The organism is Ruegeria sp. AD91A, assembly GCF_003443535.1.
Classification (GTDB): domain Bacteria; phylum Pseudomonadota; class Alphaproteobacteria; order Rhodobacterales; family Rhodobacteraceae; genus Ruegeria.
Genome location: NZ_CP031946.1, coordinates 1,761,773 through 1,779,932, shown reverse-complemented (window position 1 = coordinate 1,779,932; position 18,160 = coordinate 1,761,773). Strand labels below are relative to the sequence as shown.

General features: G+C 57.0%; 15 protein-coding genes. 10 read left to right on the top strand and 5 right to left on the bottom strand.

Translation table 11 applies throughout. The features are described from left to right. Positions 1–32 precede the first annotated feature (32 nt). The 5 genes from D1823_RS08855 to D1823_RS08835 all read left to right on the top strand — a co-directional run bounded on the left by D1823_RS08855 (position 33) and on the right by D1823_RS08835 (position 6,358). Entirely contained in the window at positions 33–2,006 is a 1,974-nt protein-coding gene (locus D1823_RS08855; protein ID WP_117869572.1) for a type I secretion protein, read from the top strand. 39 nt (positions 2,007–2,045) lie between these two features. Beyond that, positions 2,046–4,268, top strand: a complete 2,223-nt coding sequence (locus D1823_RS08850; protein ID WP_117869571.1) for a type I secretion system permease/ATPase — start codon at positions 2,046–2,048, stop codon at positions 4,266–4,268. 2 nt (positions 4,269–4,270) lie between these two features. Beyond that, positions 4,271–5,623: an HlyD family type I secretion periplasmic adaptor subunit gene (locus D1823_RS08845; protein WP_117869570.1), complete on the top strand. Its 1,353-nt coding sequence runs from the start codon at positions 4,271–4,273 to the stop codon at positions 5,621–5,623. 79 nt (positions 5,624–5,702) lie between these two features. Continuing rightward, positions 5,703–6,080, top strand: a complete 378-nt coding sequence (locus tag D1823_RS08840) for a rhodanese-like domain-containing protein (RefSeq protein ID WP_117869569.1) — start codon at positions 5,703–5,705, stop codon at positions 6,078–6,080. Between the two features lie 92 nt (positions 6,081–6,172). Continuing rightward, entirely contained in the window at positions 6,173–6,358 is a 186-nt protein-coding gene (locus D1823_RS08835) for a hypothetical protein (RefSeq protein WP_117869568.1), read from the top strand. On the opposite strand, the gene D1823_RS08830 is transcribed toward D1823_RS08835, so the two are convergent. Continuing rightward, the gene (locus D1823_RS08830) at positions 6,359–7,117 is read right to left on the bottom strand and encodes an alpha/beta fold hydrolase (RefSeq protein WP_117869567.1); all 759 of its coding nucleotides are present in this window, start codon (positions 7,115–7,117) and stop codon (positions 6,359–6,361) included. Between the two features lie 91 nt (positions 7,118–7,208). Between D1823_RS08830 and D1823_RS08825 the strand changes: the two genes are divergently transcribed. From D1823_RS08825 to D1823_RS08810, 4 genes are all read left to right on the top strand, one after another. Next, the gene (locus D1823_RS08825) at positions 7,209–7,583 is read left to right on the top strand and encodes a hypothetical protein (RefSeq protein WP_117869566.1); all 375 of its coding nucleotides are present in this window, start codon (positions 7,209–7,211) and stop codon (positions 7,581–7,583) included. Positions 7,584–7,639: 56 nt separating this feature from the next. Further along, positions 7,640–8,230 (top strand): TetR/AcrR family transcriptional regulator, encoded by a 591-nt coding sequence (locus tag D1823_RS08820; protein ID WP_117869565.1) that lies wholly within the window; start codon positions 7,640–7,642, stop codon positions 8,228–8,230. 92 nt (positions 8,231–8,322) lie between these two features. Continuing rightward, positions 8,323–9,006 (top strand): PspA/IM30 family protein, encoded by a 684-nt coding sequence (locus D1823_RS08815; protein WP_162896798.1) that lies wholly within the window; start codon positions 8,323–8,325, stop codon positions 9,004–9,006. Between the two features lie 43 nt (positions 9,007–9,049). Next, positions 9,050–9,334, top strand: coding sequence for a hypothetical protein (locus D1823_RS08810; RefSeq protein ID WP_117869564.1), 285 nt, complete (start codon positions 9,050–9,052; stop codon positions 9,332–9,334). 134 nt (positions 9,335–9,468) lie between these two features. Here the strand turns inward: D1823_RS08810 and glyA are convergent, their stop codons facing one another. After that, complete coding sequence (glyA, locus tag D1823_RS08805; RefSeq protein ID WP_117869563.1) at positions 9,469–10,764, bottom strand: serine hydroxymethyltransferase; 1,296 nt, start codon at positions 10,762–10,764, stop codon at positions 9,469–9,471. Between the two features lie 123 nt (positions 10,765–10,887). Here glyA and D1823_RS08800 point away from each other — a divergent pair, with 123 nt between their 5' ends. Then, positions 10,888–11,694, top strand: a complete 807-nt coding sequence (locus tag D1823_RS08800; RefSeq protein ID WP_117869562.1) for an NAD kinase — start codon at positions 10,888–10,890, stop codon at positions 11,692–11,694. A 247-nt stretch (positions 11,695–11,941) separates the two neighbouring features. Here the strand turns inward: D1823_RS08800 and D1823_RS08795 are convergent, their stop codons facing one another. The 3 genes from D1823_RS08795 to D1823_RS08780 form a co-directional block, all read right to left on the bottom strand. After that, positions 11,942–13,384, bottom strand: a complete 1,443-nt coding sequence (locus D1823_RS08795) for an amidase family protein (protein WP_117869561.1) — start codon at positions 13,382–13,384, stop codon at positions 11,942–11,944. 89 nt (positions 13,385–13,473) lie between these two features. Further along, complete coding sequence (prpE, locus tag D1823_RS08790; RefSeq protein WP_117869560.1) at positions 13,474–15,363, bottom strand: propionate-CoA ligase PrpE; 1,890 nt, start codon at positions 15,361–15,363, stop codon at positions 13,474–13,476. Positions 15,364–15,723: 360 nt separating this feature from the next. Continuing rightward, on the bottom strand, positions 15,724–17,997 hold the full coding sequence (locus D1823_RS08780; protein ID WP_117869558.1) for an NADP-dependent malic enzyme: 2,274 nt from the start codon (positions 17,995–17,997) through the stop codon (positions 15,724–15,726). Positions 17,998–18,160 lie beyond the last annotated feature (163 nt).

Sequence of the window (18,160 nt, the reverse complement as noted above, 5' to 3'; positions counted from 1 at the left end):
TCGAGCCGTTGCGGGCATAAAGGATAACCGACATGGCACTTGACGGTATTACAGAAACGATAGCGCATTTTGTTGGAACATTCGAAATTACGATTGAACAGGCCCGACTGAGGGATCAGTACGAGGAGTTCAGCGCGCTGAGGCGGAAAGCTGAAATAGATGGGCTTGAGGACCCGACCTCGATTCACATCAAAGCTGATCTGGATATCCCGTCGGGCGAGTATAAAGCCCTGCCATTCAATTTCCTTCCCTCTCAACCAGAATTGCCATTACCACAAGCACCTGATGGACCGGTGTATGAGTCAGCGGTCATCCTTAATGGTGACACCGCGGTGTCTCAGCGATTTGTTCCGGACAGCATATCCGGCTCGTCTTCTGCGCCGGAGTTGATTGTTCTGCGGCCCGAGACAGTGCCATTGGGTTCGGCAATGACCTTCACCGTGCAAAAGGTGGTCATGCGCGACAACGATACGGTGGGCGAAGGAGACTTTCGTGATACCGAGGCGCTGATCGCTCAGGGCGAAGAGTTTCTGGACCTGGCGTTGTCGTTTCATGGCGTGGCAGCCTCATCGTTTTCACTCGCGGATTACAAATCAACCGAGATGGTTGAGGCGCTGGCCCAGCAGATGCTGACCCCGGTGAGCGCGAACGTGGACGGCGTTACCGTGCATCAGTTCCATGGCGATGACGCGTTGGGTGTGATCGTCAATGGCAAGTATGTTGACGAGGCCCCAGTCTGGACGGACATTCTGCCTGAGTTCCATCAACAGGACGAAGAAGGCCTGCCTGAGTTCCATCAACAGGACGAAGAAGGCGAGGACGTGGCAGAGGCCATGCTTCCGGACGAGTGGGATCAGTCGAAGGATCCTGAATTTGACGACGGACACCTTGTCGTGACGGGAGGCAACCTTGCGATCAATGCCTTCTCGGCATCCGTAGGTTGGGTTGATGCCCCCTATATCGCCGTCGGAGGGCAGGCGATCAGCCTTACCGCCATAAGCCAGGTTGCGCTTGTATCTGATTGGGATGTGGGGGCGCCGGGCGCGGGCAGTGGCACCGATGTGATTCAGTCCTCGAAGATCGAAGTCGAAGGCCGCGTTGCCCCCTGGCTTGATGACGCCGCCGGAACCTCCGGACAACCCGAATTCATCTTTGTGGATTGGGTGCACGGTGATCTGGTTGTGGCAAACTTCATCAAGCAGGTTATCGACGCCACGGATATCGACAACATTCAGACAGAGATTTCGGCCGCATCGACGTTGTACGCGATGGGCGATAACGAGATGTTCAATGTCACCGACATAGTACAGCTGGGCAGCTTTTATGACCTGATCATGATCGATGGAAACATGATTTCCGTGGATATGTTGTATCAGACCAGCGCCCTGATGGATGATGATATCATCAGCGGTGGTATGCCCGGGGCAATGACCGGAGATGATGAAAACCTGATCATGAATGACGCGTCCGTCAAAACGATAGGCGAAGATACTCATCAGGATTTGCAACAGAACCTGTCCGACGCCATGGCGCTTGAACAAACGGATATGGATGCGCTGGAGGATGCGTTGCTCAACGATCCCATGTTCGCCGGGATGGAGCAGTTGCGCGTGCTCAAGATCGACGGAGACCTGTTGCAGGTGAACATCGTTGAGCAGGTCACCATGATGCTGGATCAGGATCAGATTGACCTGTCCGGTCCAAATGCAGCCGATACCGAGGTCGTCGCTGGCAGCAACGCCCTGTTGAACGCCGCGAACCTGACCAAAATGGGTGTGGATTCAACTGTTATGGCCGCTGACGGGTCTTACTCTGACCTGCTGCTTCATCAAGCCAGCCTGATTGACGTTCCAAACAACGAAGAAATCACAGAGATGACCAATGAGGCAATCGCTGCAATCATGGACGACATGTCCATGCCGCAACCGGATGCCGCACTGGCATTGAACGCACCATCCACTGACGCAACGACACCAGATGACGGCCTGCAAACCATGCTGGCCTGACCCTCCCGAATTTTTACCGAGTGACCAGAAGGTTTGTAAATGTCGATTGTTTTTTCGTCGCGCCGTCCATTCTTATCCAGTCCATTGGACAGGCAGGGCGGTTTGGGTCCACAGCGTCAGTGCGCTGGCGATGGCCCGGATCCTACGACACGGGCACAAAAGGTCAAAGCCCGATTGCACCTGACGCAGGAGATGCGTGTGCCTGAGCCTGATCAAAATGCGACGGTTGAGACTGAAGAGTCGCAGCAATCCGTAGACCAAAAACACGCACGCGAACAACGGCGCGCTGATCCTCCCCATCAGCGTGCACAGCCGCAGCCCGCGCAAGATGAAGACCCGGCGGGTGGTGGCAATGGGGTGGCCGACGCCGACGGCCTGGATCCGACATCCGCCGGGGACTCGACTGCGCGCAAGACCCCCTCTGCACGCGCACCCGGTGAGAGCGGCATAGGCACCACGATCGAGGCCAAGGCAAACCAGCCACTGTTGCAAACCAAGACCGGCGGCGGTGATGGGAACGGGCCACCCCAAACCTTCCACAAACGCACCCCACCCGAGGATTTCCAGCGCACCTTACGCGTTTCGACACGGGCAATCTGGCGCAATCTTGCGTTTGTTCTGGTCCTGACCTGCGCCACGAATGTCCTGATCCTGGCGATTCCGATTTATCTGTTCCAAATCAGTGACCGGGTCCTGACCAGCCGGTCGCTGGACACGCTGATCATGCTGACGGCTATCGTTGCGGGGGCGGTGGTTTTTCAGTCTGCCTTCGATGCGGTGCGGCGGTTCATGCTTATGCGCACGGGCGTTGAGGTGGCGGCCAGGCTGGGCGCACCCGTACTTAGCGCGGCGGCCCATGCGTCGTTGCATGGAAACGGGCGCGAGTATCAGACGTTGGGCGATCTGCAACAGCTTCGTGGTTTCCTGGTGTCCGGTACGCTGATCTCGTTTCTGGACGTGCCGTTTGCGCCATTGTTCATCCTGATGATTTTCCTGGTGCATCCGGAACTGGGGATGATCGTAGTGGTTACTGCGCTGATCCTGATGACGATTGCGCTGATCAACCAGAAAATGACTGCCAAGCCGTTTGCCGAGGCGAACAAGGCGCAGTCCATGGCGAACCTGCATCTGGATTCGATGTCGCGCAACAGCCAGATCATTAACGCTTTGGCGATGATCCCCGAAGCAGTGCGAATCTGGGGGCGGGACACAGCCCAATCCCTGACTTGGCAGGTACGGGCACAGGACCGAAACGTGATCTTCGCTGCAATTTCGCGCGCCGTTCGCCTGCTGACGCAGATCGGAATACTGGGCTGGGGCGCGTTTCTGGCCCTGCAGGGAGAGATCACGGGTGGTATGGTGATTGCGGCCTCGATCATTGCCGGGCGCGCCTTTGCGCCAATTGAAGGCTCGATTGAAGGGTGGAACAGCTATCTGCTGACACGCGGGTCTTATGGGCGGATCAAGGCGCTGCTATCGACCTCGGCCCTGCAATACGAAAAACTGCGCTTGCCTCGCCCCGAAGGTCGTCTGGATGTCGAACGTCTGCTCTATGTGCCGGGCGGAACCAAACGTGTGGTTCTGAACGGTATTACGTTCTCGCTGGTTCCCGGCGAAACACTGGCCATTATCGGCAATTCAGGTGCGGGGAAAACCACGCTTGGGAAAACTCTTGTCGGATCCATTCTGCCCACATCGGGTAGTGTTAGACTTGACCTGATGGACATCCGCAACTGGGACCCGCGCCAGTTTGGCGAAAGCATCGGTTACCTGCCACAGGATGTTCAGCTATTCCCCGGCACGATCAAGGACAATATCGGACGGATGCGGGTGGATGCCACAGACGAACAGATTCACGATGCCGCCGTTCTGGCCGATGTTCATAACATGATTGCGACTCTGCCGCAGGGATATGAGACCGTGGTGGCCGCTGATGGGTCGCCCTTATCCGGTGGTCAGAAACAACGTATCGCACTGGCGCGGGCATTCTTTGGCAACCCCAGAATGGTTGTGCTGGATGAGCCGAACTCAAACCTTGACGTCGCTGGGGACAAGGCGCTTGCGCGTGCCATTGAGCAGGCGCGTGCGAGCAAGATCACCGTGGTTGTTATCACGCAGAAACCAACGCTGTTGAACGTTGTCGACAAGATCATGCTTTTGACCGACGGGCGCGTGGCCCTGTTCGGTCAGCGAGACCAGGTTCTTCAGCAGCTCAATGGGCCGCGCAAACAGACCGGCATTGAAGGCCGGCAGGGGGGCTGACCATGAATGACCTCGTACCTGTGAACAACTCCGAAAATGATCCAGATGTGTGGTATGCTGAGGTTCCACGCTCGATCAACAGGTTCATTGTGATCGGGCTGGTCATGCTTGTCGTGTGTTTCGGCGGTTTCGGGGTTTGGTCTTTCAGCGCTCCGCTGGCCGCTGCGGTCATCGCGCAAGGCAGCTTCGTCGCCACGGGTCGGAACAAGATAGTACAACACCTTGAGGGCGGCATCATCGAAGACATCAAAGTTGTGGAAGGTCAGTCGGTTCAGGCGGGTCAGGTGCTGATGACGTTGGATCAGACTTCGGCCCAGGCCAATGAGCGTGAGCTGTTTATTCGCAAGCTGCGCCTTCAGGCTATGACCGAGCGGCTGCTGGCGGAGTACGGGGAACGCGACCGCCTCGTGTTTTCGCCGGAACTGATCGAAGCCGCCAAAGATGTTGAAATAATGGCCATTCTTGACGGGCAAAAACTCAGCTTCGATGTGTCGCGCAAGACTCTGCTGAATGACTTGGCGCTGTTGGAACGCAACATGGAAGCGCTGAAAATCCGGGCCAGCGGATTTGAGGCTCAGTTGGACAGCATGACCCGGCGAGCCGAGATATTGCAGGAGGAGTTTGAGGCCAAGAGCCAGCTGTTCGAGAAAGGCCTTGTTCGCAAAGGGGATTTGAACACCATCCGTCGTGTTCAGGCCGAAGCCGAAGGGCAGCAGGCCCGGTTGCAGGCGGAAGCCGCCGAAATCAACCAGATGCTGCTGAAATATGACGAACAGATTACGCGTACGCGGTCCGCCTATCGTGAGGCCGCGCTGGACGAACTGGGCGTTATCGAAGCCGACCTGGAAAGCGTCCGTGAAAAATCCCGTCAGGCCCGCAGCGTTCTCGACCGGGCCGTAGTGCGCGCGCCTGTGACCGGAACGGTGGTGCGATTGCACTATCATACGCCGGGCGGTGTGATTGAAACCGGGGAACCGATAGCCGAGATACTGCCCGCAGATGCACCCCTGATCATCGAGGCACAGATTCCGCGCACCGAGATTGACAGTGTTGTTACGGGACAGACCGCCACTGTACGCCTGATCGCATTGAATCAGCGCACGACGCCTGTTTTGTACGGAGAAGTCTTCTATATCTCGGCCGATTCACTGCTTGAGGATTCGACCGGTGTTCCGCAAGAAGTCTATCTGGCGCGGATCTCACTCACTCCGGATGAGTTGCACCGCGTCAGCGGCTTTGTTCCGACCCCGGGGATGCCCGCTGAAATCATGATTCAAACCGAAGAACGCACCTTTGCGGCCTATATCGCCAAACCGGTATCAGACAGCATGTCGCGCGCGTTTCGGGAACAATAACGCGGTCGCTCTCCTTCACGCCTACACCTTCTAATTCTCGCATGTTAACCTCTGCGCGGCGACGTAGAGGAGAACTTGCATGCCGGTGACGGTCAAAGACATGATGGAGGCCGCCAATGCGGTGGTAGAGCGTATCGATACAGCCCAGGCAAAGGTCATGATCGAACAGGGGGGGCTGCTGCTGGATATTCGCGATGCGAATGAGCTGGAAAACACTGGCCGCGCCGCCGGGGCGCATCATATACCCCGTGGCATGCTGGAATTTCGGGCAGACGATGCATTGCAATCACATGACCCCGAACTGCGCAAGGAACGCCCCATCGTGTTGTACTGCGCATCAGGTGGGCGCGCGGCTTTGGCCGGAAAGCTTTTGAAGGATATGGGATATCAGAAGGTGTATAATCTCGGTGGGTTAGCCGACTGGGTGAATGGAGGTGGTGAAACCGTCAAATCCTAGGTCCGGAACAGTCTGCATCTGACACAAATCAAAGTGCAACACATTCGAATCGTGAAACATTTGGCGGAAGTCATCAGAAGGAAAACCCGGCCATGTTTCGTCTTGCCGCTATGCTGTATTCACTGATTGCAACTGCTCTGTCAGGTTCGGCCATTATCGCCGTGCTGTCGGCTGGAATGGTGTCTGTCAGCGCGATCGTTGGCGCCGCAGCCGCAGGGGCTGTACTCGCCGCTCCGGCATCCTGGATGGTGGCCCGGCGGCTGTATCAAGGCGCGTGATCAGGCGTTCAGGAATGTCCTGACGGCAGCTTCGAACTCACGCGGTTTTTCGGCATGCAGCCAATGTCCGGCACCGGGGATTTTGGCAAAACGCGCTCCGGGAAACAACGTGCGGATTTTATCGCGATGCTCAGGCAGGACGTAGTCTGACGCGCCCCCTGACAGGAACAGCGCGGAACCTTGCCACAGGACGTCCAGATCTGGAAAGCCCATGATATTTGGCATCTGGTCTGCCAACACATCCAGGTTCAGCAACCAACGCTTTCCCTTGATGTCCAGCGATTGGGTGAAAAAGCTCTGCAATGCTTTTTCAACGCCCTGCTCGGCCAATTGCTGCTCGGCATCCGAGCGGCGTGCAATGCGCGAGAAGTCCACGGCACGCATGGCTTCGATAAACTGAATTTGGCTGTGCGTGTATTTCACCGGCGCAATATCTGCGATCACCATTTTGTTCACCAGGGCGCCGTGTTGCAGCGCAAGTGTCATCGCGGCCTTCCCGCCCATTGAATGCCCTAGCACATCTGCTGTCCCGCCAATCTGCTCGATGACCTCGGCAATATCCTGCGCCAGATGGGGATAGTCATGGCAAGGATCCCACGCACTGTAGGCGTGGTTACGCATGTCGACTGCAACAACTTGCCGCTCGTCCGATAACCGTCTGGCAATCACGCCCCAATTTCGGGCCGATCCATATAGGCCATGGGCAATCACAAGAGGCGGTCGGGCGGTTGGTTCACCAAGTACTATCGTGTTCAGCATGTTTCGCGTGATACAAGTCACCGCTGGAAACGACCAGCCCCATTGTAGGTCTTTGAAGCTGCCGTTAGATTGCCCCCGCAGGAGGCAACATATGTCGCAGGACCCAGACATTCAAACCCGGATCGCCGAGACGGTTGTTTTGCTGCGCGCAAAAATTGGAGTGCGCGACAGGACGCTCGAGGCGTCGATCCGCAAGGCCAAACGCCGACTGCCGCGCCGCGTCTACAAGCAGGCGCTGTTTCTGGCCCGGGCCGAGGCGATGGCATCTCATCCCAAGCTGAGGCTGGTTCTGGATAATCCCAAGCTGATCAAGGCGTCCGATGTGGTTCAGGATCATCTGGGGTCCATCAACCTTGCCGACCGCAGATGGGGCTGGTTCCTCGGCCTGTTGGGAGGGCTGGCTTTCAACATGCTGGCATTGGCGACACTGCTGCTGGTCTTTCTGGGGTGGCGCGGCTTGATCTGACCTTGCATTCTGGACTATGCGCTGAGTTCTGAACGTGGTTCAATCCCGAGGGCGCGATGTCAACGAAAGCACAGATCCGGCGTGAACTGCTCCGCGAAAAGCTGGTCGAGGCGGCAGAAACCCGCATTGACCAGAATGGCCTGAGCGACCTTCGGGCACGGGATCTGGCCAAAGATGCCGGATGTGCGCTGGGCGCGATTTACAACGTATTCGAGGATCTCAACGCAATTGTCATGGCCGTGAACGGGCGTACGTTCAAACGTCTGGGGCAGGCAGTCGGTACGTCTTTTGACGGCAGTGAACCTCCGGTGCAGCGGTTGATTGTCATGAGCACGGCTTATCTGTATTTCGCCGATGAAAACGCGAACCTGTGGCGGGCCTTGTTCGACTTGCAGATGTCCGATGATGGCCCTGTCCCCGACTGGTATCGCAACGCGTTGAAAGAGTTGTTTTCCTTCATTGCTGAGCCGGTCAGCGAACTGTTTCCCGAACTGGATCGGGTTGAGATGGATCTGATGACGCGCGCGCTGTTCTCGTCGGTTCACGGGATCGTCACCCTTGGGCTTGAAAACCGCATTTCAGGTGTGCCGCCAGAACAGATCGAACGCATGATCGCGCAGGTTCTTTCACGTATTGGAAACAAATAGTTTCCTGAACGATGTTCATAAAAATACTTGAACGGCGTTCATTGGGTTGTTATCTCCGTGTTGTGAACGATGTTCATGAAATGGAGGAACACATGTTCAGTACCCTGAAGACTTTGATTGATGGTGCAAACGCCAGGGCCGAAAACCGCTTGAGGGACAGTTTTTCTATTGAACTGATTGATCAGAAAATCCGCGAAGCAGAACAGAACCTCAAGGCGGCAAAGCTGACGCTGGCCAGCCTGATTCAGAAGCAGCGTAGTGAAATCCGACAGGTCGAGACCCTGCAAGCCCGTATTGACGACCTGATGGCGCGGGCGCGTCAGGCGTTGGAGGACGATCGACAGGATCTTGCCCAAACCGCGGCGCAGGCGGTTGCAGATCTGGAAAACGAATTGGCGCTGCGCAAACAGACCGAGGGCCGGCTCGAAGCGCGCATCCTGCAATTGCGCCATTCAGTTCAGGCGGCGAGCCGCCGCATTCTGGATCTCAAGCAAGGTGCAATCTCTGCACGCGCCGTAAAACGAGAGCAAGGGCTGCAAAAGTTGCTGAACCGACATCTGGGTGGCGACAGCCCGATAGACGAAGCTGAGGCGCTGATTGCTCGCGTGATGAAACAGGATGACCCGTTCGAGCAATCCGAAATCTTGCGAGAGATTGACGCCGGGATGGACCACTCAAACCTTGCTGCCCGAATGGAAGAAGCCGGATATGGCCCCAAAACGCGGGCAACCGCATCAGATGTTCTGAAGCGCCTCAAGGCGCAAACAGACAATTGAAAATCGACCAATATCAACATGCTTTGACAACAGGAGACTTCCAATGACCAATCGAAACGAAAATGCCCTTATTCTCATGTTGAACGGCGCAGGCGTTGCTGTTGCCTACGCTTTGCTGACTATTTCACTGTACCTGTCGACCGATGTTCCGCTGGCTACCAAGGGCTATTGGGGCATGGGTATCGTTCTGCTGACGCTTAGCCTGATAAACGTGGTCAAATATCGCTTCGACGCGCGCTCGGCCGAGGATCGCATCAATCGGATTGAAGAGGCGCGAAATGAAAAATTGTTGGAGGATGTACTTAATGAGCCGTCATCTGACGGTTGATCAAAGCCGCGCCGTGTAACCACGGCGCTTGGCCCAACGGTATCTCTGACGCCAGCATTCAGTCATATGGGCAAGTGGTCTGAAAAAAAGAACGGCGCCGCCGGGACGCCGTTTTTTGTTAGAAGATGGGCCGATTACAAGTTCGGATAGATCGGGAATTTGGCGCAGAGGTCTGCGACTTCGGCCTTGACCTTGGCTTCGACAGCGCTGTTGCCGTCTTCGCCATTGGCGGCCAGGCCGTCGACCACTTCGATGATCCAGTCGGCGATCTGGCGGAATTCGACCTCGCCGAAGCCGCGGGTGGTGCCTGCCGGGCTGCCCAGACGGATGCCCGATGTGATGGTCGGCTTTTCGGGATCAAACGGCACGCCGTTCTTGTTGCAGGTGATATGCGCCCGGCCCAGAGCCTTCTCGGTGGCGTTGCCTTTCACCCCTTTGGGGCGCAGGTCGACCAGCACCACATGGGTGTCGGTCCCGTGGGTCACCGTGTCCAGCCCACCCTTGATCAGCTGATCCGACAGCGCCTGCGCGTTGGTGATCACCTGCTTGACATAGTTCTTGAACTCAGGCCGCAGGGCCTCGCCAAAGGCCACGGCCTTGGCTGCGATCACATGCATCAGCGGGCCGCCCTGAATGCCAGGGAAAATCGCTGAATTCACTTTCTTGGCGATATCTTCATCATTGGTCAGGATCATGCCGCCACGCGGGCCACGCAGGGTCTTGTGCGTCGTGGTCGTGGCCACATGCGCATGGGGGAAGGGGCTGGGGTGTTCGCCCGCTGCCACCAGACCGGCAAAATGCGCCATGTCCACGTGCAGATAAGCGCCGACCATATCGGCGATCTGACGCATGCGGGCAAAGTCGATCTGGCGTGGGATCGCCGAGCCACCCGCGATGATCAGCTTGGGCTGGTGCTCTTTCGCCAGCGCCTCGACCTGATCGTAATCCAGCATGTTGTCCTGCTGGCGCACGCCGTATTGCACCGCGTTGAACCACTTGCCCGACTGGTTCGGCCGCGCGCCGTGGGTCAGGTGGCCACCGGCATCCAGGCTCATGCCCAGAATGGTGTCGCCCGGCTTGATCAGGGCCTGAAACACGCCCTGGTTGGCCTGAGAGCCGGAATTGGGCTGCACATTGGCAAACTCGCATCCGAACAGCTGTTTGGCGCGGTCGATGGCCAGGTTTTCGGCAATATCAACAAACTGGCAGCCGCCATAGTAGCGGCGCCCGGGATAGCCTTCGGCATATTTGTTGGTCATCACCGAGCCCTGCGCCTCCATCACGGCGGCAGAGACGATGTTCTCGGACGCGATCAGCTCGATCTCGTCGCGCTGACGACCCAGTTCCGACGTGATCGAGCCAAAAAGCTCAGGATCACGATCAGCAAGGGACTGGGTAAAAAATCCGGTGTCACGAAGATTGGCGTTCATGGGCGCTCCACATGGCTGGGTAAAATTCTTGCGGATTTCCTATCGGAAACGCCACATTTGCAAAAGGCTTAAAGCGACGATTTGGCCCGCTACGGCGTCAAGACTGGCCTATCGGGGAAAGGTATGTTTGTTTCGGAACCAAATGTGCAGCACCGGAAACCGGAAAACATGAAAAAAAGAATCGCCTTTCTTGCCAGTGAGGTCAAAGTGGCGCAAACAGCCCGTGACACTCTGGTGGCCAAACACGGCAATGCCGCTCCTCGCGACGCAGATGTTGTGGTTGCTCTTGGAGGGGATGGCTTCATGTTACACACCCTGCACAACATGCAGCATCTCGATACACCGGTTTATGGTATGAACCGCGGCACGATCGGGTTCCTGATGAACGAGTACCACGAAGACGACCTGATGGCACGGCTGGAGGAAGCCGAAGAAGAGGTGATTAATCCATTAGCAATGCGGGCGATGGATCAGTCCGGAAAATTACACGAGGCGCTGGCGATCAACGAAGTATCGCTGTTGCGCGCTGGGCCACAGGCTGCTCGTTTGAAGATCAGTGTTGATGGCCGCGAGCGCATGGATGAACTTGTCTGCGATGGAGCTCTGCTGTCTACTGCGGCGGGGTCAACGGCATATAATTACTCGGCGCACGGGCCTATTCTGCCGATCGGCTCGGACGTTCTCGCGTTGACACCAATCGCCGCATTTCGCCCCCGCCGATGGCGTGGTGCCTTGCTGCCTAAAATCGCAAAGGTGCGGTTTGATGTGCTGGATGCGGACAAGCGACCTGTTATCGTTGCGGCTGATTCCATAGCCTTCCCAGACGTTGATTGGGTCGAGATCCGATCCGAGCCAGCGATCTCACATCGCATTCTTTTCGATCCGGGACACGGGTTGGAGGAGCGGCTGATATCCGAGCAATTCACTTAAATTTACGTTTCTGCGAGCTTTTTTGAGCCTGTGTGAAGCAGTTCACAGGGGATTCGCTCACAATTGGATAGTGTGAACTTGCTCGGAGAACACGCCAAGGTGGGAGTGAGTGGCCACCTGAAAGGCGTTTTCGAATGATTGCGCAGATTTTGCGCTGGCGAGGGTGGGTGGTGCTACGCTCGTCATCAGAAATCCGGGCTTATTTTAGCAGTCGGGCCCCGGGTACAATGTCCCGGGGTCTATTTTTTCAGCCACCCTGCAACTCTGTCTTTTCCCATAACGGCAGGCACATTTGCCCCACGCGTGCTTCGATGGCCGCGGCCGCATCCACCGCCAGATCTTCGCGCCAGCGCTGAGCGGCAATCTGAACATTGATCGGCTGAGGACCCTTCGGCAATTCAGCCAGCCGGGCCGGGACACATGCCGCAGGCAGGCCTAAAAAGTTCATCGCATAAGAATATACGGCGCACCCCAGAACCTCGTGCACACCTTCAGCGCCTTCGGTGTCCCGGTCGGGTTTGAAGAACGGTTGTGGCAGGAAAGGCGACAATACCAAAGGGAAATCCTGCAGAAACAGGGACCAATTGCGCGCGTAGTGGCTTCGTTTGGCCAGCATCTGGATCATCTCGGTTTCGACAATTGGCGGGAATTCCTGGAAATAGACCTCAAAGATATTCTGAATGGTTTTGGAACCAGCGGCTTCGATATCTGATTTCATGAGCGTCAGCACTTCGCCCATCAGCGTACGATAACCGATCCGACCACATTCAAAAACATCAGGCGGGTCAACCTCTTCCACAACATAGCCCGCATCAACCAGCGCCTCTCGTGCCGTGTCGAGCGCTTTCTCGACCTCGGGGTGCAAGTCATAGCCGAATGTGTTTTTTGTAAAGGCCACTTTGACTGGTGCGTCGAGGTCAGGACCACGCCAGGGCATTGGCACGTGAAACGGGTCACGCGCGTCTGCGGCGATCAGGCTGGGCATGGACAGATGCAGGTCGGCAGCCGACCGGGTTAACAGGCCCTGAACGGACATCGATTGCGCCAGCAAGCCGCGTTCGGCTTTCTGGCTTGGGTTCCACGCCGGGACACGCCCCAGCCCGGGTTTCACTGTCACGGCTCCGTTGGCTGCTGCGGGAAAGCGCAGGCTGCCGCCGATATCGTTGCCGTGGGCCAACGCGCCGATTCCGGCCATGACCGCGACGCCAGCCCCGCCGGAAGAGCCGCCGGGAGAGATATGCCGCCCCCAGGGGTTGTGCGTACGCCCATAAAGCGGGTTGTCCGTGTCGGCGCGGAACGAGAACTCGGGCGTGTTGGTCCGCCCGATAACAATTGCCCCGGCCTTTTGCAGATTGCTCACAACCGGGGCGTCATCCGGTGCCAATACATCTTTCAGAGCAACAACACCGTTGGTTGTGGCATGGCCTTTTTGGTCAACATTCACCTTGATCGTGACCGGCACGCCATGCAGCGGCCCCGTCGGTTGGCGGTTCGCCCGCGCATGGTCCAAGGCCTTGGCACGTTCCAACGCCTCGGCGCGCAGTTCTTTCACCACTGCATTCAGGTCGGGGTTGACCGCATCCATTCGCTCGATCGAGGCCTGAACCGCCTCGGTCGCACTCAGGTCCCCGCGTCTTGTCAGGGTGGCCAGGTCAGTGGCGCTGAGACGCCAGATATCGGTTTGTGTCATGGGTCCTCACTGTCTTAATGCGACAGTAGGGAGGCTGCTTCCGGTTGCAAGAGAAGACACGACAAAGGGCGGCTTGCGCCGCCCTCAGGTTACTTGGCGTAACCGATTGTCTGTAAGGCTTCTTTGATTTCGTCAAGAATGGCAGGGTCGTCGATTGTTGCAGGCATTTTATAGTTTTGGCCGTCTGCAATCGACACCATCGTACCACGCAGGATTTTACCTGAACGGGTCTTGGGCAATCTGTCGACGACCACAGCCAGCTTGAAGGCCGCCACCGGGCCGATCTTTTCCCGAACCATTTTGACGACTTCCTGAACCACGTCGGCATAATCCCGGTTTGCGCCGGCATTCAGGCACAGGAACCCAACGGGCATCTGACCCTTTAGCTGATCCGATACACCGATCACCGCGCATTCGGCCACATCCGGGTGAGCGGCAAGCACTTCTTCCATCCCGCCGGTCGACAGGCGGTGACCCGCGACGTTGATGACATCATCGGTGCGGGCCATGATGTAAAGGTATCCGTCCTCGTCGATCATTCCGGCGTCGCCGGTTTCATAATACCCGGGGAAGTGCTCCAGATAGGATTTCTTGAACCGCTCCTCGGCGTTCCACAGGGTCGGCAGGGTGCCCGGAGGCAGCGGCAGCTTGACAGCGATGGCCCCGAGTTCGCCGGCTTTCATGGGGTGACCACCTTCGTCCAGTATTTGTACGTCATAGCCCGGCATCGGTTTGGCAGGCGAACCCAGCTTGATCGGAAGCTCTTCAATGCCCAGCGGATTGCCGGCAATGGCCCAACCGGTTTCGGTTTGCCACCAATGGTCGATCACCGGAACCTTCAGCGCATCCTGTGCCCATATGATGGTATCAGGATCAGCGCGTTCGCCTGCCAGATACAGAGCCCGCAGATGAGACAGATCGTATTTGGCGATCAATTCGCCCTTTGGATCTTCACGTTTGACGGCGCGGATCGCTGTGGGCGCGGTGAAGAAGCTTTTGACCCTATGCTCGGAGATTACGCGCCAGAAGGTGCCCGCATCAGGGGTGCCGACCGGTTTGCCTTCGAACACAATCGTCGTGTTCCCGTGGATCAGGGGTGCGTAGCAGATGTAGGAGTGCCCAACGACCCAACCCACATCGGACGCCGCCCAGAATACATCACCCGGATTGACGTTATAGATGTTCTTCATACTCCAGTTCAGCGCCACCAGATGCCCGGCAGTTGGGCGCACGACTCCCTTGGGCGCCCCGGTGGTGCCCGAAGTGTAGAGGATATACGCCGGATCGTCTCCGTCGACGGGGACACATTCTGCCGGTTCAACGCCGTACTGGAACCCGTGCCAGTTGTAGTCACGCCCTTCGATCAGCTGAGCAACTTCTTGTTCGCGCTGGAAGATGACGCAGAAATCCGGCTTGTGTTCAGCAAGTTCAATGGCGCCGTCCAGAAGCGGCTTGTAGTGCACCACCCGCCCAGGCTCCATTCCGCAGGACGCGGCTATGATCGCTTTGGGTTTGGCGTCATCGATACGGACCGCCAATTCGTTGCTGGCAAATCCACCAAACACCACGGAATGCACAGCGCCCAGACGTGCGCAGGCCAGCATCGCCTCAAGCGCTTCGGGGATCATCGGCATGTAGATGATGACGCGGTCACCTTTCTCGATACCTTTTGCCCGCAGCGCACCGGCAAGATTGGCCACGCGGTTGCGCAGTTCAACATATGAAATCTCGCGCTTGGTGTGGGTGATCGGGCTGTCATAGATGATTGCGGTTTGTTCGCCGCGCCCGTTTTCCACGTGGCGGTCCACGGCGTTCCAGCAGGTATTGACACGTGCGTCGCTGAACCATTCGTACAAGGGCGCATTGTCGTCGAACAGCGCTTTGCTGGGTTCCCTGACCCAATCGATCCCCTTGGCGGCGTTCATCCAGAACGCCTCGGGGTCCTTCTTCCAGCTGTCATAAACGTCCTGATACGCCATCTCGTCCTCCTCACAACGACTTGGTCTTTGTGTTAGGACCCAGAAAACTTTCGGGCAAGCGCGTCAAATGACGACGCGTCAGTTTATCGCAAAATATTTGCAGGAAATCGCACAATAGCTTGCAAATTTTTGCAAACCTCTTTTCCAGCATTGAATTTTCCGCGCCGAAAATGCCATTTTGCAAACTTGCAAATTCGACAGTGCAAAAGATCATGCGAGAGGCGACTCGGCGCAACGCCAATTCGCCACTCATCCGCTATCGTCACCACGGAGGTGAAACGACATATAGCAGTTAAGGTGTGAGTGTTTTATTAACCGCACCCCCGCGAGGATTGCGGTTCACGTCGACAGGAGACCAGCTTACCCGTAATGCGCCACCGGGGTCCCCGCTATGGCAGCCATGTTCAGCAATCCGCGTGCGGTAATGGACGGGGTGACGATATGCGCTTTGTTGCCCATTCCCATAAGAATGGGTCCGACTTCGATCCCGTCCGCTTTCATTTTCAGAATATTTCTCACGCCGCTGGCTGCGTCCGCATGGGCAAAGATCAGCACATTTGCCGCTCCCTGAAGGCGTGATCCCGGAAAGATCCGCTCGCGAAGGTCCGCATCAAGGGCGGCATCCAGGTTCATTTCCCCTTCATAGATAAAGTCGCGTGGTTTCTGGTCCAGGATTTCCAATGCGGCGCGCAGGCGTTTTCCGGAACCTTCTGCCTGATTGCCGAATTGCGACTGCGAACAGAATGCGATCTTGGGCTCAAGCCCAAATCGACGAACATGCCGTGCCGCGCCAATGGTCGATTCGGCCAACTCCTCCGGTGTCGGCAGTTGCCGAACGTGCGTATCGGCTATGAACAAGGGGCCGTCTTCCAATATCATCAGTGACAAAGCGCCGTGCGGGCGCAGGTCGCCGTCGGCCAGCACCTGTTCAACATAGTTCAGATGCCAGCGATATTCGCCAAACGTGCCGCAGATCATACTGTCAGCTTCGCCTCGATGCACCATGATCGCGCCGATGGCGGTCGTATTTGTGCGCATGATTGCCTTGGCCAGGTCAGGCGTCACACCTCGGCGCTGCATGATCTGATGATACGAGTTCCAGTAGTCGTAATAACGCGGATCGTTTTCCGGGTTCACGATCTGGCAATCTGTGCCCGGGCGAATAGTCAGGCCCAGCTTTTCGCAACGGGATTCGATTACTTCGGGTCGCCCGATCAGGATCGGCGTTTCTGTTGTTTCCTCAAGAATGGCCTGTGCAGCCCGCAGCACCCTTTCGTCTTCGCCCTCGGCAAAAACGATGCGACGGGATGCGACAGCCGCAGCCTCGAACACGGGGCGCATCAAAAGGGCCGACTTGAAGACAGTCTGGTTGAGTTTTTCCTTGTAGGCCTCAAGGTCCTCAATGGGGCGCTTTGCGACGCCGCTTTCCATGGCTGCCTTGGCAACCGAAGACGAGACGACGCCCACCAGACGCGGGTCAAAGGGTTTCGGGATCAGGTAATCCGGCCCAAAGGTCAGTTGTTCGCCCTTATAGGCGGCTGCGGCTTCGGCGCTTGTCGTCGCGCGGGCCATATCCGCAATGCCGTCAACGCAGGCAATCTGCATCGCATCATTGATCTCGGTCGCGCCCACATCCAGAGCCCCCCGGAAGATAAACGGGAAACACAACACGTTGTTGACCTGATTGGGGAAATCGCTGCGCCCCGTGGCGATGATCGCGTTCGGGGCAACCTCACGCGCGGCCTGTGGCAAAATTTCAGGCGTTGGGTTGGCTAGTGCAAAGATGATTGGACGATTGGCCATTTTCTTGACCATTTCGGGCTTCAGGACATTCGGGCCGCTAAGGCCCAGAAACAGATCTGCATCGCCGATTACATCGTCCAGAGTACGCAAGTCCGTTTTCTGCGCGAACTGCGACTTATGCGGGTTCATATCCTCGGCACGCCCCTCGTAGACGAGCCCGTGAATATCGCACAGCCAGATGTTTTCCTGTTTCACACCCAGCTTCACAAGCATGTTCAGGCACGCAATCCCGGCAGCCCCGCCACCGGTTGATACGACCTTGATGTCTGCAAATGTCTTTCCGGCTACATGCAGAGCATTCTTCGCAGCGGCCCCCACGACAATGGCCGTTCCGTGCTGATCGTCGTGGAAAACGGGAATGTTCATGCGTTCGCGGCACAGCTTTTCGACTATGAAACAATCCGGCGCCTTGATGTCTTCCAGGTTGATGGCCCCGAATGTCGGCTCCAGCGCGCAGACGATATCCGCCAGCTTTTCCGGATCGGGCTGATCGACTTCGATATCAAAACAGTCAATGCCTGCGAACTTTTTGAACAGGACGGCTTTGCCTTCCATCACCGGTTTCGAGGCCAGCGCCCCGATATTGCCTAAACCAAGAACCGCAGTGCCGTTGGACACCACGGCGACAAGGTTGCCGCGCGCCGTATACTTTTCAGCGTTCGCAGCGTCGGCTTTGATTTCAAGGCTGGCCTCGGCAACGCCGGGCGAATAGGCGCGCGCCAGATCGCGACCATTTGCCATCGGTTTCGTGGCCTTGATCTCAAGTTTTCCAGGTTTCGGATGGGCGTGATAGTCAAGCGCGGCCTGTCGCAGGCTGGGGGTGTCAGACATTGGAGATTCAGTTCCCTCTGAGAATTTGATTTAACATTAAACTATTCGTCCGAGCTTGGCTACGTTGCGTAATTTTGCCGACGTCTCGCAGTTGCGAACCGGAATTGGGTTGAATTTTGACACATTTTTTTTACATCTAGGTAACTTTGCGAAACGAACAAAC